At 66.5% G+C, this 24,486-nt stretch carries 15 protein-coding genes and 3 pseudogenes; 8 read left to right on the forward strand and 10 right to left on the reverse strand.

The genetic code is table 11. The annotated features are described in order from the left end of the window. The first annotated feature begins 5 nt into the window (after nucleotides 1-5). The gene (locus ACLBYE_RS02865) at nucleotides 6-1,664 is read left to right on the forward strand and encodes a GDSL-type esterase/lipase family protein (protein ID WP_447692965.1); all 1,659 of its coding nucleotides are present in this window, start codon (nucleotides 6-8) and stop codon (nucleotides 1,662-1,664) included. Between the two features lie 49 nt (nucleotides 1,665-1,713). Here the strand turns inward: ACLBYE_RS02865 and ACLBYE_RS02870 are convergent, their stop codons facing one another. The 5 genes and pseudogenes from ACLBYE_RS02870 to ACLBYE_RS02890 form a co-directional block, all read right to left on the reverse strand. Further along, a complete protein-coding gene (locus ACLBYE_RS02870) occupies nucleotides 1,714-4,098 on the reverse strand; it encodes a glycosyltransferase family 2 protein (protein ID WP_447692966.1) in 2,385 nt (794 codons plus the stop codon). A gap of 50 nt (nucleotides 4,099-4,148) precedes the next feature. Next, nucleotides 4,149-4,565 carry a hypothetical protein gene (locus ACLBYE_RS02875; RefSeq protein ID WP_209650107.1) on the reverse strand — a complete coding sequence of 139 codons (417 nt, stop codon included), beginning with the start codon at nucleotides 4,563-4,565 and terminating at the stop codon, nucleotides 4,149-4,151. 598 nt (nucleotides 4,566-5,163) lie between these two features. After that, nucleotides 5,164-5,799 (reverse strand): annotated as a pseudogene (locus ACLBYE_RS02880) (DedA family protein); the annotation flags it as partial. A gap of 79 nt (nucleotides 5,800-5,878) precedes the next feature. Next, nucleotides 5,879-6,895, reverse strand: coding sequence for an NAD-dependent epimerase/dehydratase family protein (locus ACLBYE_RS02885; protein WP_447692967.1), 1,017 nt, complete (start codon nucleotides 6,893-6,895; stop codon nucleotides 5,879-5,881). Between the two features lie 7 nt (nucleotides 6,896-6,902). Beyond that, nucleotides 6,903-9,572: a glycosyltransferase family 61 protein gene (locus ACLBYE_RS02890; RefSeq protein ID WP_447692968.1), complete on the reverse strand. Its 2,670-nt coding sequence runs from the start codon at nucleotides 9,570-9,572 to the stop codon at nucleotides 6,903-6,905. 292 nt (nucleotides 9,573-9,864) lie between these two features. On the opposite strand from ACLBYE_RS02890, the gene ACLBYE_RS02895 reads away from it, so the two are divergent. From ACLBYE_RS02895 to ACLBYE_RS02910, 4 genes are all read left to right on the forward strand, one after another. Continuing rightward, nucleotides 9,865-10,536 carry an acetyltransferase gene (locus ACLBYE_RS02895; protein ID WP_209650110.1) on the forward strand — a complete coding sequence of 224 codons (672 nt, stop codon included), beginning with the start codon at nucleotides 9,865-9,867 and terminating at the stop codon, nucleotides 10,534-10,536. A 110-nt stretch (nucleotides 10,537-10,646) separates the two neighbouring features. Next, nucleotides 10,647-11,756, forward strand: a complete 1,110-nt coding sequence (locus ACLBYE_RS02900) for a DegT/DnrJ/EryC1/StrS family aminotransferase (protein WP_447692969.1) — start codon at nucleotides 10,647-10,649, stop codon at nucleotides 11,754-11,756. A 50-nt stretch (nucleotides 11,757-11,806) separates the two neighbouring features. Beyond that, complete coding sequence (locus ACLBYE_RS02905; protein WP_447692970.1) at nucleotides 11,807-13,579, forward strand: glycosyltransferase family 61 protein; 1,773 nt, start codon at nucleotides 11,807-11,809, stop codon at nucleotides 13,577-13,579. Between the two features lie 20 nt (nucleotides 13,580-13,599). Then, nucleotides 13,600-15,381: a glycosyltransferase family 61 protein gene (locus ACLBYE_RS02910; RefSeq protein WP_447692971.1), complete on the forward strand. Its 1,782-nt coding sequence runs from the start codon at nucleotides 13,600-13,602 to the stop codon at nucleotides 15,379-15,381. A gap of 21 nt (nucleotides 15,382-15,402) precedes the next feature. On the opposite strand, the gene ACLBYE_RS02915 is transcribed toward ACLBYE_RS02910, so the two are convergent. Next, a complete protein-coding gene (locus ACLBYE_RS02915) occupies nucleotides 15,403-19,209 on the reverse strand; it encodes a rhamnan synthesis F family protein (protein WP_447692972.1) in 3,807 nt (1,268 codons plus the stop codon). Nucleotides 19,210-19,816: 607 nt separating this feature from the next. Here ACLBYE_RS02915 and ACLBYE_RS02920 point away from each other — a divergent pair. Both ACLBYE_RS02920 and ACLBYE_RS02925 read left to right on the forward strand, forming a co-directional pair. Beyond that, complete coding sequence (locus tag ACLBYE_RS02920) at nucleotides 19,817-20,509, forward strand: class I SAM-dependent methyltransferase (protein ID WP_447692973.1); 693 nt, start codon at nucleotides 19,817-19,819, stop codon at nucleotides 20,507-20,509. Nucleotides 20,510-20,558: 49 nt separating this feature from the next. Next, on the forward strand, nucleotides 20,559-22,037 hold the full coding sequence (locus ACLBYE_RS02925) for a glycosyltransferase family 61 protein (RefSeq protein WP_447692974.1): 1,479 nt from the start codon (nucleotides 20,559-20,561) through the stop codon (nucleotides 22,035-22,037). A 29-nt stretch (nucleotides 22,038-22,066) separates the two neighbouring features. On the opposite strand, the gene tnpB (ACLBYE_RS02930) is transcribed toward ACLBYE_RS02925, so the two are convergent. From tnpB (ACLBYE_RS02930) to tnpA, 4 genes and pseudogenes are all read right to left on the reverse strand, one after another. Beyond that, nucleotides 22,067-22,240 (reverse strand): IS66 family insertion sequence element accessory protein TnpB, encoded by a 174-nt coding sequence (tnpB, locus tag ACLBYE_RS02930; protein ID WP_447692975.1) that lies wholly within the window; start codon nucleotides 22,238-22,240, stop codon nucleotides 22,067-22,069. A 20-nt stretch (nucleotides 22,241-22,260) separates the two neighbouring features. Next, a pseudogene (tnpC, locus tag ACLBYE_RS02935) lies at nucleotides 22,261-23,265 on the reverse strand (IS66 family transposase); the annotation flags it as partial. A 106-nt stretch (nucleotides 23,266-23,371) separates the two neighbouring features. Then, nucleotides 23,372-23,728, reverse strand: a complete 357-nt coding sequence (gene tnpB, locus ACLBYE_RS02940; protein ID WP_447692976.1) for an IS66 family insertion sequence element accessory protein TnpB — start codon at nucleotides 23,726-23,728, stop codon at nucleotides 23,372-23,374. Continuing rightward, the gene (gene tnpA, locus ACLBYE_RS02945) at nucleotides 23,725-24,111 is read right to left on the reverse strand and encodes an IS66-like element accessory protein TnpA (protein ID WP_447692977.1); all 387 of its coding nucleotides are present in this window, start codon (nucleotides 24,109-24,111) and stop codon (nucleotides 23,725-23,727) included. Before tnpA ends, tnpB (ACLBYE_RS02940) begins: the two co-directional genes overlap by 4 nt. A gap of 134 nt (nucleotides 24,112-24,245) precedes the next feature. Between tnpA and ACLBYE_RS02950 the strand changes: the two are divergent. Next, a pseudogene (locus ACLBYE_RS02950) lies at nucleotides 24,246-24,347 on the forward strand (IS5/IS1182 family transposase); the annotation flags it as partial. Nucleotides 24,348-24,486: the final 139 nt, after the last annotated feature.

Raw genomic sequence — 24,486 nt, forward strand, 5'->3', positions numbered from 1 at the left:
ACGGCATGGGCACGCCGATGCAGGACAAGCCGCTGTTCCCGTTCGGGCCGATCCTGTTCTTCGGCGATTCGGTCACGGCGGAGCTGGTCGCCGAGACACCGGTGCTCTTCTCCGGACCCCAGACGGTCGCGCGCGGAATTGCCGGGCAGTCGATCCGGGACATGGGCCGCCGGCTCCGCTCCGAGATCGCCCTCTACGGTGCCCGCGGCCTCCACCTCATCGGCGGCCGCGACGACATCCTCAGCGGCAGGGGCGTACCGTCGCTGGACAGCATCGTGGCCGACTTCGCCGCCATGCTGCAGGACGCGCGCGACCTCCACGTGCGGACCTGGGTCGGCTCGATACCGCCGGTTGATCCGGCCTCGCCGGCCGCGGCCGGCTTGCCGATCCCGCTCATCGGGCAAGTCAACGCGTGGCTGCGCGATCACGTGCAGGCGTACGGGGCGCAGTTCATCGATTACGACGCCGTCCTGGCCACCGAAGCGGGTGCGCTCAGGCCCGGTCTCAGCGACGACGGCGTCCGGCTCAACGCCGTCGGCTACGCAGCGCTCAGGGACTTGATGATGGCGGCTCTGACCGCCCCGGGCGTCGAGCAGATCTGGGCCCCGCCGGAGAGCGAGGATGCGGCGCGCCGGCGCAAGTTCCTGCACCATTTCGGCTATCTCGACTCGAACACGCGCTATCCGAGCCCGTTCATCCAGTTCGCCGGCAAGCCGGGGGCGAGCCATTACGGCGTCCCGTTCGACGCCGACGGCTTCCTGAACGCCGCCCCGATCGTCGAGCGCAAGCCGGAGGGCGAGACCCGGATCCTGGTCGTCGGCGACTCGACCACGATCGACGGCGGCGACATCGCCAACACCCTGCCGGGCCGCCTCGAGCGGATCCTGCGGGCGGGCGGCCTCGACAGCGCGAAGGTCTACAATTTCGGGGTGATGTCGAGCTGCCTCACGCAGATGACGCACCTGATCTGGTCGCGCCTGGTGACCTACAGCCCCGACGCGATCCTCGTGCTGAGCGGCAGCACCGACCTGTTCCAGCCCTGGACCTACGATCCCCGGCCGGGCCACCCCTACAACGCCTTCATCACCCAGCGACTCTACGACCACTTCTTCGACACGCACGATCCCCGCGCCCGCGAGGACGGCCTGTCCTACGAGGCACTCATCACGCTGATCTACGAGGAGCTGAAGCGGCTGCGGGTCGAGGTGGGCTGGCAGAGCCCCGGCTGGGAGGACGCGATCGTCCACCATTACGAACTGGCGGCGCACCGGCTGACCAAGCTGTCCCACGACCACGGGGTGCCGATCGTCAGCGTCCTGCAGCCGACGATCCTGCGCAAGCGCCACCTCACCGAGGTGGAAAGCGGCGTCGCCTCGGGGGCGTTCCTGGCCTATCTCGACCGGCAATACGCCAAGCTGGAGGCGTTCACCGCGCAGCTCGCGGCGCGGCGCCCGTACCGGCGCACTTTCACGGCCCTCGACCTCAGCGGCATCTTCCGAGATCGGGAGGAGGGAACCTTCTACGACATCGTCCACTACGACGATCCCGCCCGCGAGATCGTTGCGACTCGCTTGGCCGCCGAGATCCGCGGCGCTCTGGACCGGGCCCGCACCCGCACGCCGCTGGCCCGGGTGCGCCACCTCCTCGGCGGTCGGCGGCGATAGGGCCGGCTCCAAGGGCGCCACCCAGCGTGTCGCGACGCCCCGCCCGCGATCAGCCCTGCTCGGCCGCCCGCTTCACCCGGTGGGTGAAGATCACCGAGAGCCAGGGTACGACCTCGTGCTCGACCTCGATGGAGAGCAGCACTTCGAGGTGGAGCGCGTAGGGCAGGGTGAAGCGGAAGCCGCAGCGGGCCTCCTCCATCGTGGTCGGCATATCGCCCAGCACCGCCGCGATCACGTCCGGCCGGTGGACGTCCGCGGGGATGTGCTGGACCTCGCCGTCGGCCTCCACGATCAGCGTCGCCTTGGCGCGGCTCGCCGAGACGACCCAGCCGGCCAGCACCACCTGCCCGTCCTGGATCTCGGCCCAGACCCGGTCCTGGGGGGCCTCCAGGTTCGCGCGGGCGAAGGAATCCGGCAGCTCGCCGTCGAGCTCGGCCACCGTGCAGCCGACCTCGTACTTCTCGAAGCCGCGCCCCTCGCCGAAGATGCCGGCGAACTCCTTCTGGTACTGCGCGATGCGGGCGTTCTTGATGTCTTCCGGCAGGCCCGACCACTGGCCCTTCTCTTGGACCGTGTAGACCGAGAGCAGCTCCCGCAGGAACGCGATCCGGCCCTTGTCGGCGACGTAGAGGTTCATCAGCCAGTCGGCCGCCGAGGCGTTCGCGTAATAGGCTTCCGGCACCCGGCGCAGGGCCTCGGCGCGGTAGAAGCAGCACGAGAAGTTGGCGGTGAGCGGCGAGTTGGCCAGGACCGGGAAGCTGATCGTGCCGGTCGGATAGCGGCCCTGCTCGTCGTGCGGGACGTAGGAGCCGGTCGCCGGGTAGTGGAGCAGCACCCAGTTGAAGCACATGTCCAGCTTGCGGTCGTTGCGCAGCATCCGCATCTGCATCGCGATCTTGCGGTCCGACAGCCAGTAATCGTCCGCCTCGCAGAAGGCGATGTACCGGCCCGTGCAGGCGGCGAGGCAGTCCTGCATATTGCGCAGCATGCCGAGATTGTGCGGCCGGGGCCGCACCGCGATCCGCTCCGGGTCGCGCGCCCGGTAGCGCTTGACGATCTCCGCGGTGCCGTCGGTGGACTTGTCGTCGCCGATCACGACCTGCAGCCGGAACAGCCCGCGCTGGCCCAGCACCGCGTCGAGGCAGCGGCCGATATCGGCGGCGTGGTTGTAGGCCGTGACGATGACGCTGACGGTCAGCTGCTCCAACAGCCACGCGCGCAGCGCCTCCGGCTCTCCTGAAAGGTCATCCGGCGCGTCGAGGCCCATGTCGCTCAAGGCGTCCCGGGCGATGTCGGGATTGGCCTCGATCAGGCGGCCGAGGCTCGGCACGTCCTCCTCGTCGAGATAGGCCTCGGCCAGCCGCCGGAAGATCGACTTCTGCGCGGCCTCGTAGCCCGCCGCGTAGCGGCCGCCGAAATGGCCGCGCAGCTTGCGGAAGAACGCGATCTCGGAATTGCCGAGCTTCTTGTGCCGGGCGAGTTCGGTCGCGTAGGTCGCCCACATCCCGGCGGCGTGCTTGCGGTAGACCGCCATCACATCCGGCAGGAAGCCGACGCGCCCGACCTCGGCGTGCATCAGGTGGACATACCAGTCGCCGGGGGCGATGCCCTCGTCGAACACGAACGCCTCCTCGCCGTGGTAGCGCCAGCGGTAGAGCACGCTGTTGGTCTGGACGAAGTTGTGCGCCACGAGATCCGACAGCGACGGCTGCGGGCTGCACTGCTTCGGGTACAGCTCTTCGACCCCCGGCATGTCCTCGTAAACGACGCGCACCCGATGGAAGCAGAGGGTGAATTCCGGGCGCGCCCGCAGGAAATCGACCTGTTTCTGGAGCTTGCGCGGGTCGGTCCAATAATCGTCGCCCTCGCAGATCGCCACGAACTCGCCGCGGGCGCGCGCCGTAAGGTCGGCGAAGTTGCGGTTCGGCCCGAGATTCTCGCTGCGCAGGACGGCCACGAGGTTGGGGTGGCGCGCGGCGTACTCGGCGATGATCTCGGCGGTCCCGTCCGTGGAGCGGTCGTCGCCGACCAGCAGTTCGAAGGGGAAGTCCGTGGCTTGGCCGAGGATGCTCTCCAGCGTCTGGCGGATGAAGGCCGCCTGGTTGTAGCTGATGCACAGGACCGAGACGACCGGCCGGTTCCAGGCCGGCGCGGGCTGGGTCTCGGCGCGCGTCCGGATCCAGGCCGCGAAGGGATTGACGAAGCTGCCGTCGAAGGTCTCGTCCGGCGGCGCGGTGAAGTCGGCCCGGGGCAGACGCCCGAGCCGGGCGCCGTACTTCACGTAGTGCTCGAGGGGCGACAGGTCGGTCAGGGCGACATCGGGATAGCGCGTCGCGTAGCCGATATGGTCGAAGAGGCCGCTGGCGTAGATCGTGGCGAAGTCGTCCTGCCACGGCTCGAGCGCGGGTGCGATCTCTTCTGCACCGTCCTGCATCGATCAGATCCCTTGAACGCGCGCCAGCGAGCAGCTTCCCCAGACTCCCCTCAGAGGGTGCTGGGGAGGCGCCCTTCCTCGGAGCCGTGATTGTAGTAGTGGTGCGTCGGATCGGCCCCGGCATTCGCGACGTCGTCGTTACACGCGAGGTAGAACTGGCGGTCGAACAGACCGGACGTTTCCAGCCAGCCGAGCATCGTCGCCTCGGGCACGACGGGAGCGCGGTCGGGGGAAGCCGAAGCGGCCTCTCGATAGAGTTGCGCGAACCGGGCGATCCGAGCCGCAACCTCCTTAGCGGCAGGCCTGCGCACCGAGGAGGCGACGACGCTCGATTGCTCGCCGGGGCGGCGGCGTTGCAGATCGGCTTCAGCTAACCGTACCAAGCGGGCGAGTTCGCCCTGCGCCTCTTTGAGCCGTGCCTGAGTCTCGGCGAGCTCGGCCCGCAGCGCTTCCACGTCCTCGCTCAAGGTCGGCTCCGTCTCAGTCGCGGCGCCCGGCTGGTCTCGGGCATGTAGCCGTCAGCGGGATCGGCATGAGGCCGGCGCGACGGGGCACCCCAGTCGGGTCGGGCCGGCTGTACGATCGGCTCCAGGACCGGTCAACCCTACATCCGGGGCGCCACACTCATTAGGCGGGCGGTCACGCCGCCAGCCCAGCAGCCTCCTCGGACTCTGCGTCGAGGTCGTCTTCCGGGCGCGGAAGTCGCCGGCCGACCACCAGAAGGAGGAGTGCGGGGACGACAAGGACCAAGGCGAAGCCGAGGATCCCGATATGCCCGATGAGCCGTCCGTAGAGGCCGCCGGTGACGCCGTCATGCCAGGAGAGTACCGCCATGCCGGCGCCGGCGGCGACGAGTAGCACGGGGATCTTGAACCACAGGGGCCAGGGCGCGCGCTGGGTCCGGATAGGCGCCTGCGAGGCGGCCTGCGGCGCCGCGCGCTCCCGCTGCGCCAGGAGCGCCTCAATCTGCTTTTGGAGGTCCACCTGGAGCGGGCTGTTCGGGTCCAGACCGCCATTTTTCGAGGCGGGCTCGGCCTGCGGCCGGACCTCGTCCAATCCTTCTGCCAGGGGTCCTGGAATCGCGGCCTCCGCGGCGACCATCAGGCGCGCCTCGTGTCGGCGCATGAACAGCCACAGCGCGACGGCGCCGAGCAGGACGAAGGCCAGCAGCCCGAGTCCGACCGGACCCATCACGTTCTCGATCGAGCGGCCGCACAGGTAAGCGCCGAACCCCATGATCGAGGCCCAGGCCACGCCGCCGAGGGCGTTGAAGGCGAAGAAGCGGCGCGCATCGAGCTTGTTCACGCCGGCCAGGACTGCCGCGTATGCCCGGAGCATCGCGGTGAAGCGGCCGAAGAACACGATCTTACCGCCGTGCCGACGGAAGAGGTACTGGCCGAGCTTGAGGCGGTCGTGGTCGAGCCCGATCAGGTGCCCCTTGCGCAAGAGCAGCGGCAGCCCCCAGCGGCGGCCGACCCAGTAGCCCGCATTGTCGCCCAGGATGGCGGCGGTAGCGGCGATCGCCACGACGACGGCGATGTTGATGTTGCCGGTGCTGCCGGCATAGGCCGCCGAGGTCAGCAGCACCGTCTCGCCGGGCAGCGGCAGTCCGGCGCTCTCCAAGGTGATAATGACGAAGATCGCCAAGTAGCCGTAATGCGCGATCAAGTCGGCGATCGGCAGATCGTGCAGGAAGGACATGGGGTCTCCTCGCGGATCGATGCCGCGCGCTGTCGCCGACAAACGTGGCCGCTCCGCGGCGGATTGAAGATCCGGCCGATCAGCTGGCGCCGGTGGGCGTGCCTGCCGCCAGCGACTGCGCCAGATGCTCGCGCATCCACGCGATGGTCTCGGTGAGCCCAGTCTGCAGGGGGACGCGCGGTTGCCAGCCGAGTTCAGACCGGATCAGCGCGGTGTCGAGGACGTTGGCCGGCACGTCGGCGGCGCGACTCGGCCGGTGCACACAGGGGAGATTGTCCCGGCCGAAGGCCGCCTTCAGCTCGGTGATGACCTGATGGACGCTCAGGCCCCGCCCGCTGCCGACGTTCAGCACCTTGTGCGGGCCCTGATAGTCGACAGCTCCCAGGAAGGCGTCGCTGACATCGTCGATATGCAGGAAATCGCGCACCACCGAGCCGGTGCCCCAGACCTCCAGCGGCTGGTCGGTGAGGACGCGGTGGATGTAGCTCCCGATCAGCCCCTGGTGCTTGGTGCCAAGCTGGAACCGGCCATACGGATTGGCGATGCGCAGGATCTGGTAGTCGATCCCGTGAAGGTGCCGGTAGAGGTGCAGGGACTTCTCGATCATCAGCTTGCTGATGCCGTAGGCCGAGATCGGGTCAGTCGGCGCTTGCTCGGAGATCGGAATGGCACGGGGAATTCCGTAGATCGCCCCCCCAGAGGACGAGAACACGAGCTTCTTGATCCGGGCCGCGCGGCAGATCTCCAGCAGGTGCAGGGTGGCGATCGGCGCGGCCGAGAGTTCCGCGTATGGGTCCCGGTTGGAACTCTCGGGAACCGATCCTGCGATCAGGTGGAAGACAACGTCTTGGCGATCTACCGCGTTGGCGAGGGCGAGGCGGTCGGCGAACTGGCCGATCATCCGAGCGACGCGCCGGTCCAGGACCTCGGCCTGCGGATGGCTGCGGCTGAAACAGGTGACCTCGGCCCCCGCCTCCGCGAGGCGATTGCACAGGTTCAACCCGAGGAAGCCGCCGCCGCCCAGCACGAGGCAGCGCGCGCCTGCCAGGGCCGGTGCGGGATCGAGCGGTTGCGTGCTCTGCGGGGTCTCGCTCATGTCCGGCTCATGGCCGGTGTTCGACGCCGGACGGGGCCGACGTGTGGGCCGGTGGGGCGCCCCCCGGCAGAGGGTCCGGGTCGGCCGGATTCGCTTCGCGCAGCGCGATCATCCGCTCGACCAGGGCCAGGGCGGATTCCTGGAGCGCCCGCCGGGTCGGCTCGAGCGGGGCCTTTCCGTAGGCCCGGGCCGCCGCATAGGCGGACGCGTAGGCCGCGTCCCAGCCGGCGGCGAGCATTCGCGGACCGGCAGCCTCCAGATGGTCCCGGATGACAACCCAGGCGGCCTGTTGCGCTGCGTCCCAGGCCGCGGCCCGGACGGCGGACCCGGTCTGCCGGAGGGTGAGGTTCGCGACCTTCGCGCGCTTGCGCGCCTGCTCCAGATGATCGCACCAGGCGGCGAGATCGGCGCTATCGGTCAGCGCCGGCCGGTTGGCCAGCGCGTCGCCTTCGACGTTCAGCTTGGCGAGGCGGAACCACGCAGGCAGGTGGGTGCGGACGAGCCAGTCGGCTGCCAGGGCGACCCGCCGGCGCTCCAGCGCCTCCGATCCGTGCGTGCCGACGAGGCGCGGGACGAGCGGCAGGATCAGGTCGTCGCGCGCGTCCTGGGGCAGGCCATCGCTCCAGGTCCGGATGAAAGCGGCGAGGCTCGGCGACGCGCAGGCGGGTTGGTCTGTATGGGGCTCTCCGGCCACGTAGGCCACCGCCTCCAGGGCGCAGAGGCCGGACCCCGCATCCGCGTGCGGTCCGGCCGCGAGCGTCTCGACGCGCGCGAGCCGGTCGGGATCGACGCGGGCGGATGCGTTCGTTCGAGGGTGCTGAAGCTGTGACGCACCGGGATCCGGCCCCCGGACCGGCTGGTCGTCCGCGGACGGCGGCGGGAAGCCGGCCCGGACGCCGGTTGCGACCTCATTCTCGAGGGCTGCCACAGCGGCCAAGACCTTCGCCGGATCGACGGTATAGCTCACGTGGAAGGCGTGCACGCCCGGCTGGTGGAGGGTTTGGCCGCGCAGGAACAGAATCCGGGCGCCCCCAGCCTCGATGTAGCTGGCATAGCCCCGGAAGTTGAACGACAGCTCCTCGTGGATCAGGCCCAGAATGCGGCAGCCGGGCCGGCAGAACAGGGCGTTGCTCAGGGCAGAACTTGACGAGCCCACCACAAGAGCAGCGGAGTGGAACGCCTCGACCTGTTCGAGGAACGACATCGTCTCCGGGTAGATCACCTCGAAGCCCAGGAGAGCCAGCCGCTCGGCGATCTCGGCCTCGTTCATCAGAGCGCGCTGGGCGAAGGCCTTGCGCGAGATGAACAGGCGCCGGTCGGTGCGGCCCGAGAGCACCCCGCGCTCGCGGGCTCGTTCGAGGATTTGAGCGCGCACCGCTCCGAAGACATCGGCCGGCCAGACCGTGTCGTAGAAGGGGCGGCCGGGCTTCACGTCGAAGGGGAAGAAGGCCGGCACCGGCGCCATCCCGAGGCGCCCGAATGCGACCGGCCGCGGCGGCAGCTTGATCACGGGCCTGTCGCGCGTGTCGAGCAGGCGCAAAATCTCCTCATGCGAGGGGGGCATGTGGTCGTCGATACAGAGCGGGATCCCGTCCGGGCAGCGCGGATCGTTGTAGCAGAGCATCCGCGGCACGAACTCGCAGAACCAGTGCCCATAGTTCCGGCTCTGGAGGCCAAACATCATCAGCCCGGCCTCGACCCGGTGCGGATCCTCGGGCACCTCCACGAGGGTGCGCGTGTCGCCGAACGCGGCCATCATGATCTGATCGGGATTGACCCCGTCCTGCAGCAGGATGTTGGGGCGGCGCGGATGCGCGGCGAGGTCGTAGACGAGCGTGTCGCCCGCGATGACGACGTTGCTGCGCGGGAAGGCGTGGGCTCCGTCCAAGAAGGCGAGGTACTGGGCCGGCATGTCGAGCTCGCCCGGCTCGGAGGTGAGGGCAGGGGGCGGCTCAAAGAAACGCAGTTCAGGCAATGCGATCCGGCGCCGCGGCCGTACTTCCGTGTAAGCGGCCCCCCCACCCGCGGCGAGCGCCTCGGCGGTGACGATGTCGTAGGCACGCAGGGGGCCGGAGCCATAGACGTGGCGCGTCGGCTCGTGCAGCTCGATCGCGTCCGCATAGAGCCCCTCCGCAAGCAGCGCGTCGATCTGCAGCCGGCGAAGGTTCCTGACCTTAATACTCAGGCCGCAGCCGTCCTCGGTTGTGACGCCGTCGTCACCGCCGTTCAGCTCGAAAGCCAGCCGGTAGCGTTGCACGCAGGCTTCCGGTTCCTGTCCGCACTCGGCGGCCCAGCCGAGCCGCAGCAGGGTCGCGAGGCCTTCGCGGATGGCGGCGGGATCGCCACCGGCACGCAGTTCGGAGACGAGGGCGGCGGCCTCCGCGTAGCGGCCACGCCTGCAGAGATCGCGCAGCCGCGCGTTGACGGCGGCCAGAGCCCAGCGTTCCCGATCCTCGGTGGCGATCGCGCCAATCAGGTCGTAGGTGTCGGCGACGGCGTCGAGCTGGTCCTCGCCCTCAAGCCGGAACGCCAGCGCCTCGAGGTGCCGCCGCAGGCGCGTCGTGCGGGTGCCGTCGTCACCTTCGGCCAAGAGCGCGCGAAGCCGCTCGAGAACGTCCGGCGCGGTGAGGCGATTGACCGTTCGGATCAGGTCGATGAAGGGCTCCGTCGGCCTCATGTCCGTCCCACGCTCTCCGCGTACGCGCTCGTCCACCGCCACCCTGGCGCGGCGCAAGTCCCGGCGGTCTACTGGAATGGAGGCATGGTGACGAGCCATCCTGGTTCCCGGGCTTTCCGTGATCGCCGGCCCGCCCGTCGATCCGAAACCTCGCCCCTGGAGAGCCCGCGGAGACTCGTGTAAGGGCAGGGCCCACGACAGCCAGGAAAGCCCAGCAGGGGATCCCGCGCATGGACGTTCGCCCGAGTGGCAGGCAGCCGCCAGTGCCGAGCCGGTCGCGGCGCACGACGCGATGACGGTCCGCCTCGTCCTGTACGGTGCGGGCGCCCTCGCGCGCGAGATCGTCGACGCCCTGGAGCGCCTGAACGCGCAGGGCACGGCGATCGACCTGCAGGCGAGCATCGTCGATCCCGGCCTCGACGCGCCGGAGATGTTTCGCGGCCGGCCGGTGGTCCGGGATGTCTGGACCTTCGCGGGCGCCGAAGATCTGCGCTTCGTCGTCGCCCTCGGCGAGCCGGAGCCCCGGGCCCGGGCGGTCGCACATCTGCGGAATGCGATCGGCGCGCGCTTCACTTCGATCATCGATCCCGGGGTGCTGATCGGTGGCAGCAGCCGGATCGGCGTGGGCGCGGTGATCCTCGGGCATTCCTCGGTGACGGCGGATGCGCGCCTGGGCGAGCACGTGCTGATCAATCCGGGCTGCACCGTAGCGCACGACGACGTGCTGGAGGATTTCGCCACGCTGAGCCCCGGCGTCCACTTGGCCGGGCATGTCCGCGTGGGGGAGGGCGCGTTCCTGGGCACGGGGGCCTGCGTGATCCCGAAGATCCGGATCGGGGCCCACGCCGTCGTCGGCGCCGGCGCCGTGGTGATCCGGAACGTGGCGCCAGGCCAGACGGTGTTCGGGAACCCCGCCCGGCCCTTGCCGGCTCGACCTAGACCCCAGACCCCTCCGGCGGCCTGAGGGGCGTGTCGGCGCCTTCCGCGGCGCTGCCTCGGCATGTATAGCGGGCCGCGTCACCGGAGCATGCCGACGAGGATGGTGGCGGCCGACAGCTAGGACGTGTCTCGACGATGATCCCCGTGCTCATTCCAAGCCTGCCGGAGACGGACGCCATCGTCCCCTACCTGCGCCGGATCGATCAATCGCACATCTACAGCAACTACGGCCCGCTCTCCCGCGAATTTACAGCCAGGCTCTGCAGCTTCGTCTCGGAGCGGGCCGGCGGCGCGCCGGTGGCCGCAACGATCACCGGCAACGGCACGAGCGCGATCGAACTCGCCCTGCGCTACCGCATCGGCGGCCGGCGCGGCGAGCTGTGCCTGATGCCCGGCTACACCTTCATCGCCACCGCGCACGCGGCGGTGAATGTCGGCCTTGAACCGTTCTTCGCCGACGTGGATCCCGAGACCCTGTCGCTGACGCCCGCCATCGCCGAGCGGGCGCTGTCGGGGGCCGGGGGCGACGTCGCCGCCGTGGTGGTGGTCAGCCCGTTCGGGGCGCCGATCGACATTCCCGCCTGGGAGGCGTTCGAGGCGGCACATGGCATTCCGGTCGTGTTCGACGCCGCTGCCGCGACGCTGAACCTGACTTATGTCGGCGCGCAGCCGGTCTGCGTGAGCCTGCACGCCACCAAGGCGCTCGGGATCGGGGAGGGCGGCGCGATCCTCGCCACCGATACTGATCTGGTCGCGCAGACCACCGCCATGACCGGCTTCGGCTTCTCGGCGAGCAGACGGGTCTCGGAGGTGCGCGGCGGCAATTTCCGGATCTCCGAATACGACGCAGCGGTCGGCTTGGCGGCCTTCGACGGCCTCGATGCGCGCATCCGGCAGTTGCGGGAGGCCTCGCTCGCCTATGTAGAGGGCTTCGAGCGGATCGGCGTACGCATGCAGCCGGGCTTCGGCACGGAATGGCTGACCATGACGGTCAACGCGCTGTTCGAGCCCGCAGCCGCCGACGCGGTGACGGCGGCGTTCGACGCGGCCGGCATCCAGTGGCGGCGCTGGTACGGGACCGGCTGTCAGGCGCATCCCGCCTTCGCGACGTGCCGGCATGACGGCCTCCCGCAGACGCCGGCCGCCTCCGCGGGCGCCATCGGAGTGCCGTTCTACCCGGCGATCACCCGGGAACAGATCGATGAAGTCTGCGCCTGCGTGGAGCGGGTCCTGGCGACGCGCTGAGGCCCGTCGAGACGACGTTGCGGATCGCGTGAGAGGAACGGTCGGTATCGATGCGGGACGACTTTCGGCGGATCCTGACGCAGGCCAATCGGGCGAACGGTGGCGCCACCCTCGACACGATCGAGGGCACCCTCGCGGCCCTGACGGAGGATCGCGCCGAGACCGCGGCGCAGCACCTCGCGACCCTTGCCTTCCGGTACCAGGGCGAGGGCAGCTTCGATCTGGCCGCCCGCGCCTACGGGCTGGCGGCTCAGATCTCGCGTGCACGGGCCGCGCGGTATGAGCTGGCCGCCATCCGGACAAGCATCGTCGATCGCTGCCGGCGGCAGGCCTTCGACGGGGTGGAGGATCTCCTAGAATCGCTGCGTCGCGCTAAGGCGGCCGCCGGGGACCGCGGGCAGGACGACCCGTCGCTGATCCACATCGCCTGGGATTACGAACTCGCCGGCGATGCCGAGGGCGCGGTGCGCAGCTACCTGCTGGCGCGGATCGCGCGGGACACCCTGGGCGGCCAGGCCATTACGATCGACGGCGACGCAATCGAGCGCAAGATCCGAAACCTGCGCAGCCTGCAGATGACTACGCTCGCCGAAGCGGGCTGTCACGAGGAGGCGCAGGCGCTGCACGAACGGACGCGGACGATCCTCGGGCTCGGGCCGGTGCGGATCTACGACATCGTTTCCGCACGCCAGGCTGCCGCGCAAGGGGAGGGCGACTACCGCGAACTGGTCAGCCCCCGCCGGATCGCCGAGCCCGAGATCCGCTTCCTCGAAGGTCCCGTGGCGCTGACCTCCGTGTGCGGCACCCTGGACGCCCCGCCGCAATACGTCGCCCGGTTCAAGGACTGCCTGACCTTCCCGCGCAGCAACATCGTGCTCCAGGGCAGCCGCCTGATCTACGACCTCGCCGCGCATCCCGACAGCGGCATCGCCGACATCAAGGACGGGAAGAACGCCGATCAGATCATGACGGCCGTCTACGGGGGCGGCCGCGCCCTGGTGGAGGAGCCGGCCGAGGTGCGGATCCTGGACTCCGGCCTTATGATGTTCGGGCTCCAGAGCAGGAACTACGGCCACTGGCTGCTCGAATTCGTACCGCGGATGCTGTGGTTCAACGATCCCGCCTGCCCCGCGGGTTTCCCGATCTGCATCGACGACCACATGCCGGAAACGCATCGGCAGATCGTGGAGCTGCTCGACAGGCGGGGACGTCCGATCCTTCCCCTTCCGGCGCAGGCGGCCCGCTTCAAAGAGCTCGGGGTCGCCCCGGTCCCGACCTTCTTCCCGTTCGACGTTCGACCGGGCGTGCCGGTCTACGACTCGGTGTGGCCGAAGGACATCCTCGGCGCCATGCGGCGCGCCGTGTTCGAGAGGCTCGCAGTGCGGGGGTTGGATCTGCGGCCCACGGGACGGCGGATCGTCCTGTCACGGAAGGGGTTCACGCAGCGCCAGCTCGTTAACGAGGCCGAGATCATCAACGCCCTGGCGCGCTACGGCTTCGAGGTCGTGTACCCGGAAAAACTGTCCTTCGTCGAGCAGATCGCCCTTTACCATTCGGCCGACGTGATCGTGGGCTCCGCGAGTTCGGCCATGACGAACACCATCTTCTGCAACGACAAGGCCCGGGTCGTCGCGCTGATCCACGAGAACCGGTCGTTCAATTTCCGCGGCTACACCAGCATGATCGGGTCGAGCGGCGCCCAGGTCCTTTACATACGGGGCACGACGGTGCCGGGCGAGAAGACCCATCCGTTCCACGCCAATTACACGGTCACGCCCCAGCAGGTGTTGCGCGGCCTCGAGCGCGTCGGGCTCAGCCCGTAGCGGTCGAAGACGGGGCGGACATGCGGCCGACGGCGACCTTCCTCGACCTCGTCCGGTCGATCGACAGCGGCAACGCTCCGACCCGGATCGAGCAACTGGCCGCTCTGCTCACCGCAGAGCCTCCGTCGGGGTCCCGCGCGTCAGCGACCCTGCGGCACCTCGAAGCCCTCGGCTTCCGGCTTGAGGGCGGCGCCCGGTTCGGAGATGCGGCGCGCGCCTACGAGCTTGCCGCCGCGATCGACCCCCACGATCCTTCGCGCTGGCGCCGGATCGCTATCGTGGCGCGCCTGCGCGACTTCATCGGCTGTGAACGCTGGGACGACGCGACCGCCTTCGTCGTGGAACTCCGGGGGCGGGACGAAGCGGCGGCCGCGCTGCAGGAGGTGGCCCGGACACTGTTGCCGCTCGGCTGGGAGCACGAGTGCCGCGGCCGGGCGGAGCCCGCCGTTCAGTGCTACCGCCTCGCCTACGAACTCAACGGCGGCGATGCCGGCCTCGCGACCGTGGACGGGGACAGTCTCAGCCAAAAGATCCGGAACCTGCGCATCCTGCAGATGAACGCCCTGGCGGAGGTTGGCCGTCATGAGGAGGCGGCGGCACTTCACGCGAGCACCCGTTCGATTGTCGGCTTCGGCCCGATCGGCATCTACACCATCGTTTCGGCCCGGCAGGAAGCCGCGGAGGGGCACGGGCGCTATCACGAAATGCGGCCCGGCCGCAGGATCGCCGACCCGGCCGTGACGTTCCTGGACGGCCCGATCCCCCTGACCTCCCAGCCGGGGACCCTCGACGCACCGCCGCAATACGTGGCGTTCTTCCGGGACTGCCTGACTTTTCCCCGCAGTAACGTCGTGCTCCGCGGGGAGCGCCTGATCTACGATCTCGCGGCCCATCCGCTGAGCGGGGTCGCCGACATCAAGGACGGGGTCAATCCGGGTCAGATCATGACGGCCGTCTGGGGGCCCGGACGCGCTCTGGTCGAGGCACCCGCCGCGATCGACGAGATCGACGCCGGCCTGATGCTGTTCGGGCTTCAGAGCCGACAATACGGGCACTGGCTGCTCGAATTCGTCCCCCGGATGCTGTGCTTCAACGATCCCGCCTGTCCCTCGGGATTGCCGCTCTGCGTCGATGACGGGATGCCTGAGTCGCACCATCAGATCATCGCGTTGATGGACACCCGCGACCGGCCCGTCGTGACGCTGCCTCCGGTCGCGACACGCTTTCGCGAACTCGCGCTCGCGCCCGTGCCGGCCTTCTTCCCGTTCGATACCCGGCCCGGGCTTCCGATCTACGACGCGATCTGGCCGCAAGACATCCTCGCTGCCGTGCGCGACAGGATCCTCGAACGGCTCGCCGCGAATGGGGTCGATCTCCGACGGACCGGGCGGCGCATCATCCTGTCTCGGCGGGCGTTCACGCAGCGCCAGCTCGTCAACGAGGCCGAGATTGTCGAGACGTTGCGGCCCCACGGGTTCGAGGTGGTCCAGCCCGAGCAGCTCACCTTCGCCGAGCAGGTGCAGATGTACCACGCCGCCGACATCATCGTCGGATCGGCGAGTTCCGCCCTGATCAACTGCATCTTCTGCCGGCCGGGCGCCCGGGTCGTGGCGCTCGTCCACGAGAGCCCGGAATTCTACTTCCGCGGCTTCACCAGCTTCGTCGAGTCCAGCGGGGCGCGTCTCCTGTTCGTCCGCGGAACCACCCTGCAGGCGGAGGGCGTCCACCCGATGCACGCGAACTACGTGGTCCCGCCGGCGACGATGCGGCGGGCTCTGGAGAGGGTCACGGTCGCTCCTTGAGGTGCATCCGCTGACGGCGCCTCAGCCGGACGCCGGACTTCCCGCTCCCGCATACACCTTGTGAATCGGCAGACCGCAGAAATCGTCCTCCACGCCGAGCGTCCGCATCGGTTCGGACGGGGTGGCGATCAGCCCCTGCATCAGCAGGCGCAGGAATTCCTGTGGCCCTCTGGATGGGATGTCGGCTTGGAGAAGGCTCGGTCCGTAGAGATCGAGCGTGTCGATGATGTACTGCTCGGCGCCGGCGTGTAGCTCGGCGAGGATACCGTGCTCGGCCGGGGTCCGCGGATCGGCCTTGAACAGGGGCCCGATCCGTTCGCCCGCACTCTCGTAGCCGACGACCTGCCCGTGGGGAGCGGTCAGGAACGCCTCGACCGCGAGGCCGTAGGCCAGGACGGGGAGCGATGACGTCTCGGGATTCTCGGCGCCCGCGCGGAAGCAGCTGAAGGCGGCACCGCCGTCCCTCTCCACCATCTGCGCCGCGTCGAAGGTCGTCATGTAGAGGCCGACGAGCGGCTGGCCGAGGGCCAGCTGCATCATCTTCTGGATCGTGGCCGAGTATCCGACATCGACCACGGCGTGGAGGCTGCCGGCGTCGAGGCCCTCCTGCTGGGCATATGCGCGGAACCGCGCGTTCAGGTCCGCCCCATGGACCATGATCTCCGGCTCGAGGTCGGTCATGACGCGCTCGACGACCGGGGCATCGGCCGGAAGCCGCACGTCGCGGCTGTCCAGTCCGAGATGTGCCGGGGCGGTGAAGCTCGCCCGGTTCCAGAGCAGGGACTGGATACTCCCCACGTAGCGGCCTGCCCCGGTCACTAGATCCGGACGGAAACCCGTGCCGAGGGCCGCACCGATCGCCACCTGCCGGGAAACGTGGAAATACCGACCCTCGGGCAGATGGCGCAGGCCGTAGCGCTCCCGGATAAGCAGGTAGACCTTGACTAGGAAGTCGCCCTCCCGCGCGAGAAAGTACAGCCGCTCGACCCGGCCCAGGGCCTCGTGCCGGATCAGCCAGGACATGAACAGCAGCATGAGCGGCCCGAACACGACGTAGCCGACTTCGCGGGCCGAGCCGAGCGACAGGTAGGGCGGGCCGGCCCGGTCGAGGAACGGGTTCCGGCACAGCATCAACATGGCGTGGCCGATGACCAGATCGGACGACCACGTCCGCGCGAGATCGCCTTCGTCCCGCACGAACCCACTCTGCGCGAGGATCTTGGCCGGGTGGGCGACGTGCAGGTAGGGGATCCGCCGGTCGCAGGCCGCCTGAATGTCGGAATGTTCGTTGTCGCCGACATGCAGCCAGCGGGCGCGCGGCACCGTTTCTGCTTCCTCGACGTGGCGCCAGAGGTCGCCCCGGTCCTTGCGGGCGCCGACCGCGTTCGACACGTAGAGCGCCGCGAACAGGTCGGCGATGCCGAACGCCTGGAGGATGCCGCGGATGTCGGCCTCCTCGTAGTAGGTGTCGGTCATCAGGACGATGCGCTTGCCGCGTTGGTGCGCCGCCCTCAGCACGGCGATGACCTCAGGGCGCGGGCGCAGGGCTCCGAGGTCGATCCGCTTCTCCATGGCCTGCGCCCGCGCGACGACGTCGCCAGGGATCGCTCCTGAGGCGGCAAGTTCTGCGTAGATCTCCGACAGGTTGACGTCGCCCTGATGGTGCTTTCGGGCGCGGACCCGGTTCTCCGCGGCCCGGCGCTCCGCGAAGAGTGGGATGGGGCGACCTTCCTCTATCGCGATGCGGTGCTCGACGAGCTTGAGTACCGCGTCCGGGCGCCGGGCAGGGCGGCTGACAAGGGTATCGAACAGGTCGAACGAAACGAGATCGACATCCTGCAGCGCGAGCAGCGCCTGGTCCTGTGTGCGGGCGCTGTACTGGTGCCAGTTGCGGGCGCTGCCGCCACAGCGGGCAAGCCCGCGGTCGTAGTCGAGGCATACGGCGCGATAGCTCTGCGACCGGCACACGATGGGGATGACCCGCTCGATCGCGTGGGCGAGCGTCCCGTCCGTCTGGCCGTGCTCCTCGGGAAAATCCTGGGGCGTCAATCCGGCAGTCAGAAGCGGGCGCAGGGCATCGACCCGCGCCCAGAACATGCCGCCGACCGGGTAGTCGATGTATTCGTCGAACCCGTCATAGGGCAGGCCGAGGCGGTCGAGCAGACCGTAGCCGGTGCTGATGTTGGAGAGCCACGCATGCGCCCAGTAGACGATGTGCGCGCTGGTCTCCGGGAAGAACAGGCCGATCCGGCTGTCCTCCTCGAATAAGGACAGGGCGATGGCGGCACAGGCGGCGTTCGCGAACAGCGCCCGGTAGATCTCATCGCGCCAGCGCGTCTGCTCGGCGCCGCTGAACAGCGATTTCTTGGTGTGGACGTGGAGCACGAGGTCGTAGCGCAGGATGTCGGGCGCGAACACGGTGACGAGGGGTCCGAAGTTGCGGCCACGGTTCTCCACCTGCTCGACCCGGCAGCGGTGGATGAGGCCGGCGCGCGCTGCGGCCGCCTCGATCGCGATCTTCTTCGTGGGCTCGTTGGTCGAGACCAGCAGGTCGAACTGTGGGATCGCCCGCACGAGGTGGGGTAAGAGCTCCTCGAACACTTCGACGTAGAAGGCATGGACCACGACGACGATGCGTGCATTCGTGCTCTCACGCAGGACGAGGGGGAGCGTCTCGATCATGCAGGCGCCGCTGTCGGGGGCGTATGCCAGGCGTATCGGTCGCCCCTCCGCGCGACCGCTCTCCAGATAATGCAGCAGCGGGTTGGAGCCCGCACCGGCCACGTCGGCGTTGTTGCCGAGATACCATTTGCCATCGAACAGAGGGCCGGGATCCATTCCGAGGGCCGCTCCCTCGTGGAGGTAGTGTCGTGTGGCCTGGTTCGGCGACAGGTCGGGGACGTGAGTCGTCCGGTACCATTGCGCGTCGAACAGATCGGAGCCTTCGATCCGCGCCAGCGCCAATGGGTCGACGAAGGGACAGATCGGCCGCCCCTCTGAGCGCCCATCGTTCAGGTAGTGGAGCAGGGGGTTCTGGCCCGCCGCGGCGACGTCGGCGTTGGTGGCGAGGTACCACGGCCCGTCGAACAGCGGGCCGGGGCTCAGCCCATATGTGGCGCCCTCCTGAAGATAATGCAGTGCGGCCTGGTCCAACGTCACGTCGAGCGCTTGGGTTGCCCGGTACCATCCCGCGTCGAACAACTCAGAGGCGGCAATCCGCGCCACGGACTGTGGGTCAGCGACCGGGCTAATCGGCCGCTCCTCGGATCGTCCGCTATCCAAGTAGTGCAGGAGCGGGTTTAATCCCGCCGCAGCAACGTCGGCATTATTCTGAAGGTACCACGGCCCATCGAACAGCGGGCTCGGGCTCAAGCCGCCAGCGGCTCCCACCTGCAGGTAGTGTCGCGCAGCTTGATCCGGTGCGACAGCGGGCGCTTGGGTCAACGAGTACCAATCTGCATCGAAGAGACTCGAGGTTGCGATCTGCGCCACCACTTTCGAATCAGCAAACCGGCAGATGGGCCGCTTCTCCGCGCGCCCGTGCGCTAGATAGTGCGCCAGCGGATTCCAACCTACCTCTGTCACGTCAGGATTGTGCGCTAGATACCATGGTCCATCGAAAAGAGGGCTGGGACTAAGCCCGCGAGCAGCTCCTTCCCAAAGGTAGTGCCGCGCGGCTAGGTCCGCCGGCACGTCGGGCGCCTGGGTCGCATGGTACCACTCGGCATCGAACAAACCAGAATTCGCAATGGTTTGCTCGGCTGCGCGCTTACGGTTCAAGTTAGAAAGGTAGCGTCGCATCCGGTGGAGCGCGTTCAGGAAAAACATAGCGGGGCTTAAGATCGTTTGTTAGCGTGTCGAACGGAGACCTGTCCGACTGCGACAGACAACGCAAGAAAAGAGTCGTACAGCAGGGAAGAGGTCTTCCGCAAATGCTAAGCTGGACGCCATGCCTTCCTCAAGCCACCTGTACGCAGATACCCCGGAGTGAATTTGGTAGGCTGTCAGAACCAGCACACCGCTTGGGCAGCGTCCCTGCGGAGCCAGTAGAAGTCCGAGTGGTCCTCCCTCTGCAGCCTGCCGGAAGAGCACACACCACAGCTGAGCCTCCTCCGCAACCGCCTTCGCGCTTGAACAGTCAGCTGGGTATACCAACCAGCGAGGCCAAATTGCTCAGCTATCCTGCGCTTGTGAATACTCACAACATGTACCAGAATCGCTGACGGCGAACAGCGCTGTCCCCTTTATCTGCCGCTATTTGCCTCTCAGGGTAGACCGCCGTGGAATCGCAGCCTGAAGACGACGCTTTCGCCAAACTTGCGCTTATTGCCCACAGTAAGATAGGACCAAACGAGGTAACCGACGTTTTATTTTCGGATGGGTCGTGAAGCGTCGACGCTCATGATGTCACAATATAAACAAGGTCACTGCTGTCATGACTGAATACAACAATAGGCCTGGCGCACTAGAGAACTTTGTGCGACTTGCCCCCCACCGATTTATTATGAAGTGGTCAAATTATTTTGATATATATGAAGAATTATTCGGGGATCAGAGGATGAAAGATAATGTTTGCTTTCTAGAAATAGGTGTCGCGCGCGGCGGAAGCTTACAAATGTGGCGCAATTATTTTGGTCCGCTGGCAACAATCGTGGGCGTCGACATAGAGCCGAATTGCTTACAGTTTGCCGAGGAAAGAACTCACATAAGGATTGGCGATCAATCTGACAAAATATTTCTGGCCGACGTTGCCAAAGAATTTGGGCCGTTTGATATTATCCTTGATGATGGCGGCCATCAAATGAGCCAACAGATCCAGAGTTTCGAGGCGCTCTACCAGCACGTTAAGCCAACTGGCGTATACATGGTCGAAGATACCCATACGAGCTACTGGCCCTCATTCGGCGGGGGCGCAAGAAGAGAAGGCACCTTTATCGAATATATGAAAAATAAGATTGATGAAGTAAATGGATTTCACAGCATCGTCGCAGATCCGGATCTTATGACGGATTTTACTCGGTCAACTTTCAGCATTGCGTTCTACGACAGCATTGTTGCCATGAGGAAGCGTCCACGCCCGCAGCCAGACTTCCTACAAATTGGCGAGGCACCACAAGATCCGGCTTAGTTCATAATAATTTGTACATATACCTTTATATATAATTTGGATATCTGACGTGAACAAATCTCACATAAGCTACTGCGGACCAGCATCGATCGTCCCGGGGGTCGAGAATTACGCAACAGCACAACTATCTGGAGGCATATACGATCAAAATCGACACCTTATCAGCGAGACTTTGCGCGATCACGATTTTTTTCTACACGATCCGCCAAAGACATTGTCACCTTCATTCGAGCCAGACGAGATAATTGCACAAGCTATTTTCGCGGGACATTGGTTCTTCCATTTCGGGCATTTCATGCTCGAAACACTGCCAATGATAGGACTCGCTGCTCAACTTCCCAAAGATTTACCAATCCTTTTTTTTCCAGTTGGCTTCCATCTACTCGGCCGTCGCGAATTCCACTCGGCCCAGTTGGAGCTTTCCATGCAACTCGGCGTCGACCTCAAACGAGTGAGATTTATCAATCGACCGATTCGAGTAGCAAGACTCTCGGTTTTATCAAAACCATACAAACTAAACTCTCAATACTCACCTGCTGCAGTCGCTTCATTTCAAGATTCTTTGCAGAGAGCTTCGACTGATATAATACCAACGCAAAAGGGTATTTATCTCACTCGCCGGGGTCTCGTTCCGTCAAAGGATCGATTTTGTATAAATGAGTATCAGCTTGAGAGATATTATCGAGCAAAGGGTTATACAATCGTAGCGCCTGAGCAATTAACAGTGTCCAAGCAGCTGCAGACACTCGCCTCTTCCCCAGCAGTAGTTGCGCTCGACGGTTCCGCACTATATCTGACGGCGGCCTGCAAGAACGCAAATATAAAGTGCTTTGCATGCCGCGATATTATTTCGATTAAACTATTTGTCCACGCATGCGGTCATTCATATGAGCAAACAACGGTGAATGAGGAAGCTGCAGGACTTTATCGCGTATCTGCTGACAATGTAATAGAATTAGAAGGAAAGTATTTCGATAGTGAATTATGGAAAGAATGTTATTGCGCTGATGAAGAGGAAGGAGAGTTCAGTCTCAGACAAGCTGCTCTTGACCTGTCTGTAGGCAGTTTCCGCGATGTGCGCACACGGCTTATACCTCGACTGAAAGAGCTAGGAACGCGAGCATCGATTCTCATAGCTATGTCTTGGACGGAACACGACGATCCCGTTGAAGCGAGACAATTTTTGAGCCAAGCTTTTGTGGAAGCGCCCTTCTGCTGGGATGTAGCAAGAGTCTGGCTGATTTTTATGCTAAGAATAGGGGAGATTGACGAAGCCGAACGTGTACTACGCTTGCCTCAATTCGGCGTAGACTCAGAATGGCTAGATTTCGCGAGAAAGGTTGAAGAACACGGGAACAGATGTCTACTATCTGATGACGCAGCCTTGGCTTTGCTAGAAAAATTCCCATCTAATGTGGCAATATATCATTTCTTAGCCCATAGGATGAGGATGAACGGTCACCCTGATCTCGCGGCCGATATCCTATGTTCTGGCCGCCTGTCGACGGGATTATTCTGGATCGATTAAACTCAGACCAAGCATTCTCCGCCGTTTCACTAAAGGACCTTAATCAGCCGAACCACACGGCCGCGGAACGCGGAAACTTGGCCGGAGAACGGATCGCGGTGCGGGTTGTACGGCACCAGCGCGGCGAGCCCTTCAAAGCCTTTTCTAATTTCCGTGTGACCAGTGGCCATCCACACGCGCGAGCCCGAGGAGATGGGGATCATCGATCCAGCAGCGCCGCTAAAAGATCTGTAAGGCGGACGAGCGCCTCGGTCGCGATCGGCGCCGGGCCAGCCTTGGCCAGTTCGTAGAACCGGCGGCGCACGTGCGCCCAGCAAAAGGCCAAGCTCACGGCCTTGCGCGCAGCCAGGACCTTGTAGCCCGCGTAGCCATCGACCTGCAGCGTGCCCTCGAAGCCGGCGAGGTGACGGATCGGGTGTTCGGCCTTGCGGTCGGCCGCGTATAGGTAGGCCACGCCGGGCGGATCAAGGCCGCCCCAGGGCCGGTCGTCGCGAGCGTAGGCGAACAGCTGGCCGGTCTTGGTCTGCCCGCGGCCCGGATCGAGCACCGGTGCCGTGGTCTCGTCAGCAAACAGCCGGTCCGACGCCTTCAGCCTCTCGAACAGCCGCGCGTGGACCGGGCGCAGCAGGAAGGCCGCCTTGCCAACCCAGTCGGCCAGCGTCGAACGGTCGAGGTTCACACCCTGCCGGGCGTAGATCTGCGCCTGTCGGTAGAGCGGCAGGTGGTCGGCATACTTGGACGCCAGCACGTGAGCCACGCTCGCCTCGGTCGGGATCCCGCCCTTGACGAGGCGGGCGGGTGCGGGGGCCTGCACGATCACGTCCTGGCATGCCCGGCAGGCATACTTCGGCCGGCGGGTGACGACGACGCGGAACTGGGCCGGCACGATGTCGAGGCGCTCGGCGACGTCCTCGCCGATGACGTGGAGGTCGCCACGGCAACAGGGGCAGGTGCGGTCGTCGACGTCGATCATCCCTTCGACGCGCGGCAGGTGGGCCGGCAAGGCGCCGCGGTTGGCGCGGCGCTGGCGGGTGCGGGCCGCGCGGGCCGATGCATCGGCGGCGGCGGTCTCGGCAAGGCCCTCAGCCTCGATCTGCTCGGCCTCCTCCAGGCCCAGGAGCAACTGGTCGACGGGCAGGCTCTCGGCACGCCGTCCGAAGCGGTGACGCTGCAGCTCCCTGATGATCTGGTGCAGCCGGTCGATCTCGGCCTCGCGCGCCGCCACCATCGCCTTCAGGGCGGCGGGATCATCGGGCAGGCGCGCGCTCGGTTCGCTCACGGAACCGATTTGAGCATGAATCACAAGGCTTTGCCAGAGTGATCGACCTGGCGGATCAGCTCACGGCGACGCGAGCGCGCGTTGGCCGGGCCACGTGCACGCGCCGCCAATCGAGCCCTTCCAGAAGGGCCTGCAGTTGCGCTGCCGTCAGCCACACCACCCCGTCGGTGACGGCCGGCCAGCAGAACTTGCCGTCCTCCAGCCGCTTCGACAGCAGGCACACGCCGGTGCCGTCGAAGTAGACGAGCTTGACCCGGTCGGCGCGCCGCGCCCGGAAGACGTAGACCGCCCCGCTGAACGGGTCGGCGCCCAGGCTCTCGCGCACCAGCGCCGCCAAGCCGTCCGCGCCCTTGCGGAAGTCCACCGGCCGGGTCGCCACCATGACGCGGACCGCGCCCGCCGGCCCGATCACGCGCCGCCCTTCAGCGCAGTGATCACCGCCGCGATGATAGTGGGCGAGGCGCCGTCGCCGATCCGCACCATGATGCCGTCTGCCTCCACCTCGATGCCCACCGCGCGGCGGCGCGATGAGGATCGTCTGATGCACCGGCGTGGCGGCTCCGCTCGGGCGGGATCCACTGCCATGGGCTCGGGTGCGGTCACCGCCGGCACGAAAGCCGGCAGCGCGGCGGCGGCCTGGCGCGCCTCGCGTCGCCACGTGAACAGCTGCTGCGGCGTCAACCCGTGCCGGCGGGCCACCACTGACACCACCGCACCCGGAACGAACGTCTCCTCCAGGATCCCTGCCCAGTCGTCGGCGCTCCAGCGCCTGCGGCCGACCGCGCCGTCGATCACCTCGAAACGCCGGACCGTCCCCTCCGGCTCAAGTCTACGGTCAAGTCGAGACACAAAACGATCCTCTCGTGCGGATCGTCAAACTGCCCGGTCAGGTCGCCCCACAGAAGATGGGGTCGGAACACCGATTACACCGCCTCAAGGATTTTCGCCGGATCGCCACCCGCTACGACAAGCTCTCACACAACTACGCCTCGGCCCTCGCTCTGGCCACCGTCATCGCCTTCTGGTGCTGATCGAGTCCAAACCCTAGGTAGGGAACTCATACAACCAATTGCTGTTGCTCGCGTTTTCTTTCTGAGATTGGGGTTTCCAGCGCAGGAGGATCGCGATGGCACGGTTGTTCTGGCTCTCCGATGAAGCCTGGGGGCGGAT

Source organism: Methylobacterium sp. A52T, assembly GCF_053346095.1.

Bases quoted from the DNA above. Each gene is read 5' to 3' on its own strand.
- ACLBYE_RS02865 (WP_447692965.1), top strand. From the start codon at position 6: ATGGGCACGCCGATGCAGGACAAGCCGCTGTTCCCGTTCGGGCCGATC.
- ACLBYE_RS02870 (WP_447692966.1), bottom strand. From the start codon at position 4,098: ATGCAGGACGGTGCAGAAGAGATCGCACCCGCGCTCGAGCCGTGGCAG.
- ACLBYE_RS02885 (WP_447692967.1), bottom strand. From the start codon at position 6,895: ATGAGCGAGACCCCGCAGAGCACGCAACCGCTCGATCCCGCACCGGCC.
- ACLBYE_RS02890 (WP_447692968.1), bottom strand. From the start codon at position 9,572: ATGAGGCCGACGGAGCCCTTCATCGACCTGATCCGAACGGTCAATCGC.
- ACLBYE_RS02895 (WP_209650110.1), top strand. From the start codon at position 9,865: ATGACGGTCCGCCTCGTCCTGTACGGTGCGGGCGCCCTCGCGCGCGAG.
- ACLBYE_RS02900 (WP_447692969.1), top strand. From the start codon at position 10,647: ATGATCCCCGTGCTCATTCCAAGCCTGCCGGAGACGGACGCCATCGTC.
- ACLBYE_RS02905 (WP_447692970.1), top strand. From the start codon at position 11,807: ATGCGGGACGACTTTCGGCGGATCCTGACGCAGGCCAATCGGGCGAAC.
- ACLBYE_RS02910 (WP_447692971.1), top strand. From the start codon at position 13,600: ATGCGGCCGACGGCGACCTTCCTCGACCTCGTCCGGTCGATCGACAGC.
- ACLBYE_RS02915 (WP_447692972.1), bottom strand. From the start codon at position 19,209: ATGTTTTTCCTGAACGCGCTCCACCGGATGCGACGCTACCTTTCTAAC.
- ACLBYE_RS02920 (WP_447692973.1), top strand. From the start codon at position 19,817: ATGACTGAATACAACAATAGGCCTGGCGCACTAGAGAACTTTGTGCGA.
- tnpB (WP_447692975.1), bottom strand. From the start codon at position 22,240: ATGATCCCCATCTCCTCGGGCTCGCGCGTGTGGATGGCCACTGGTCAC.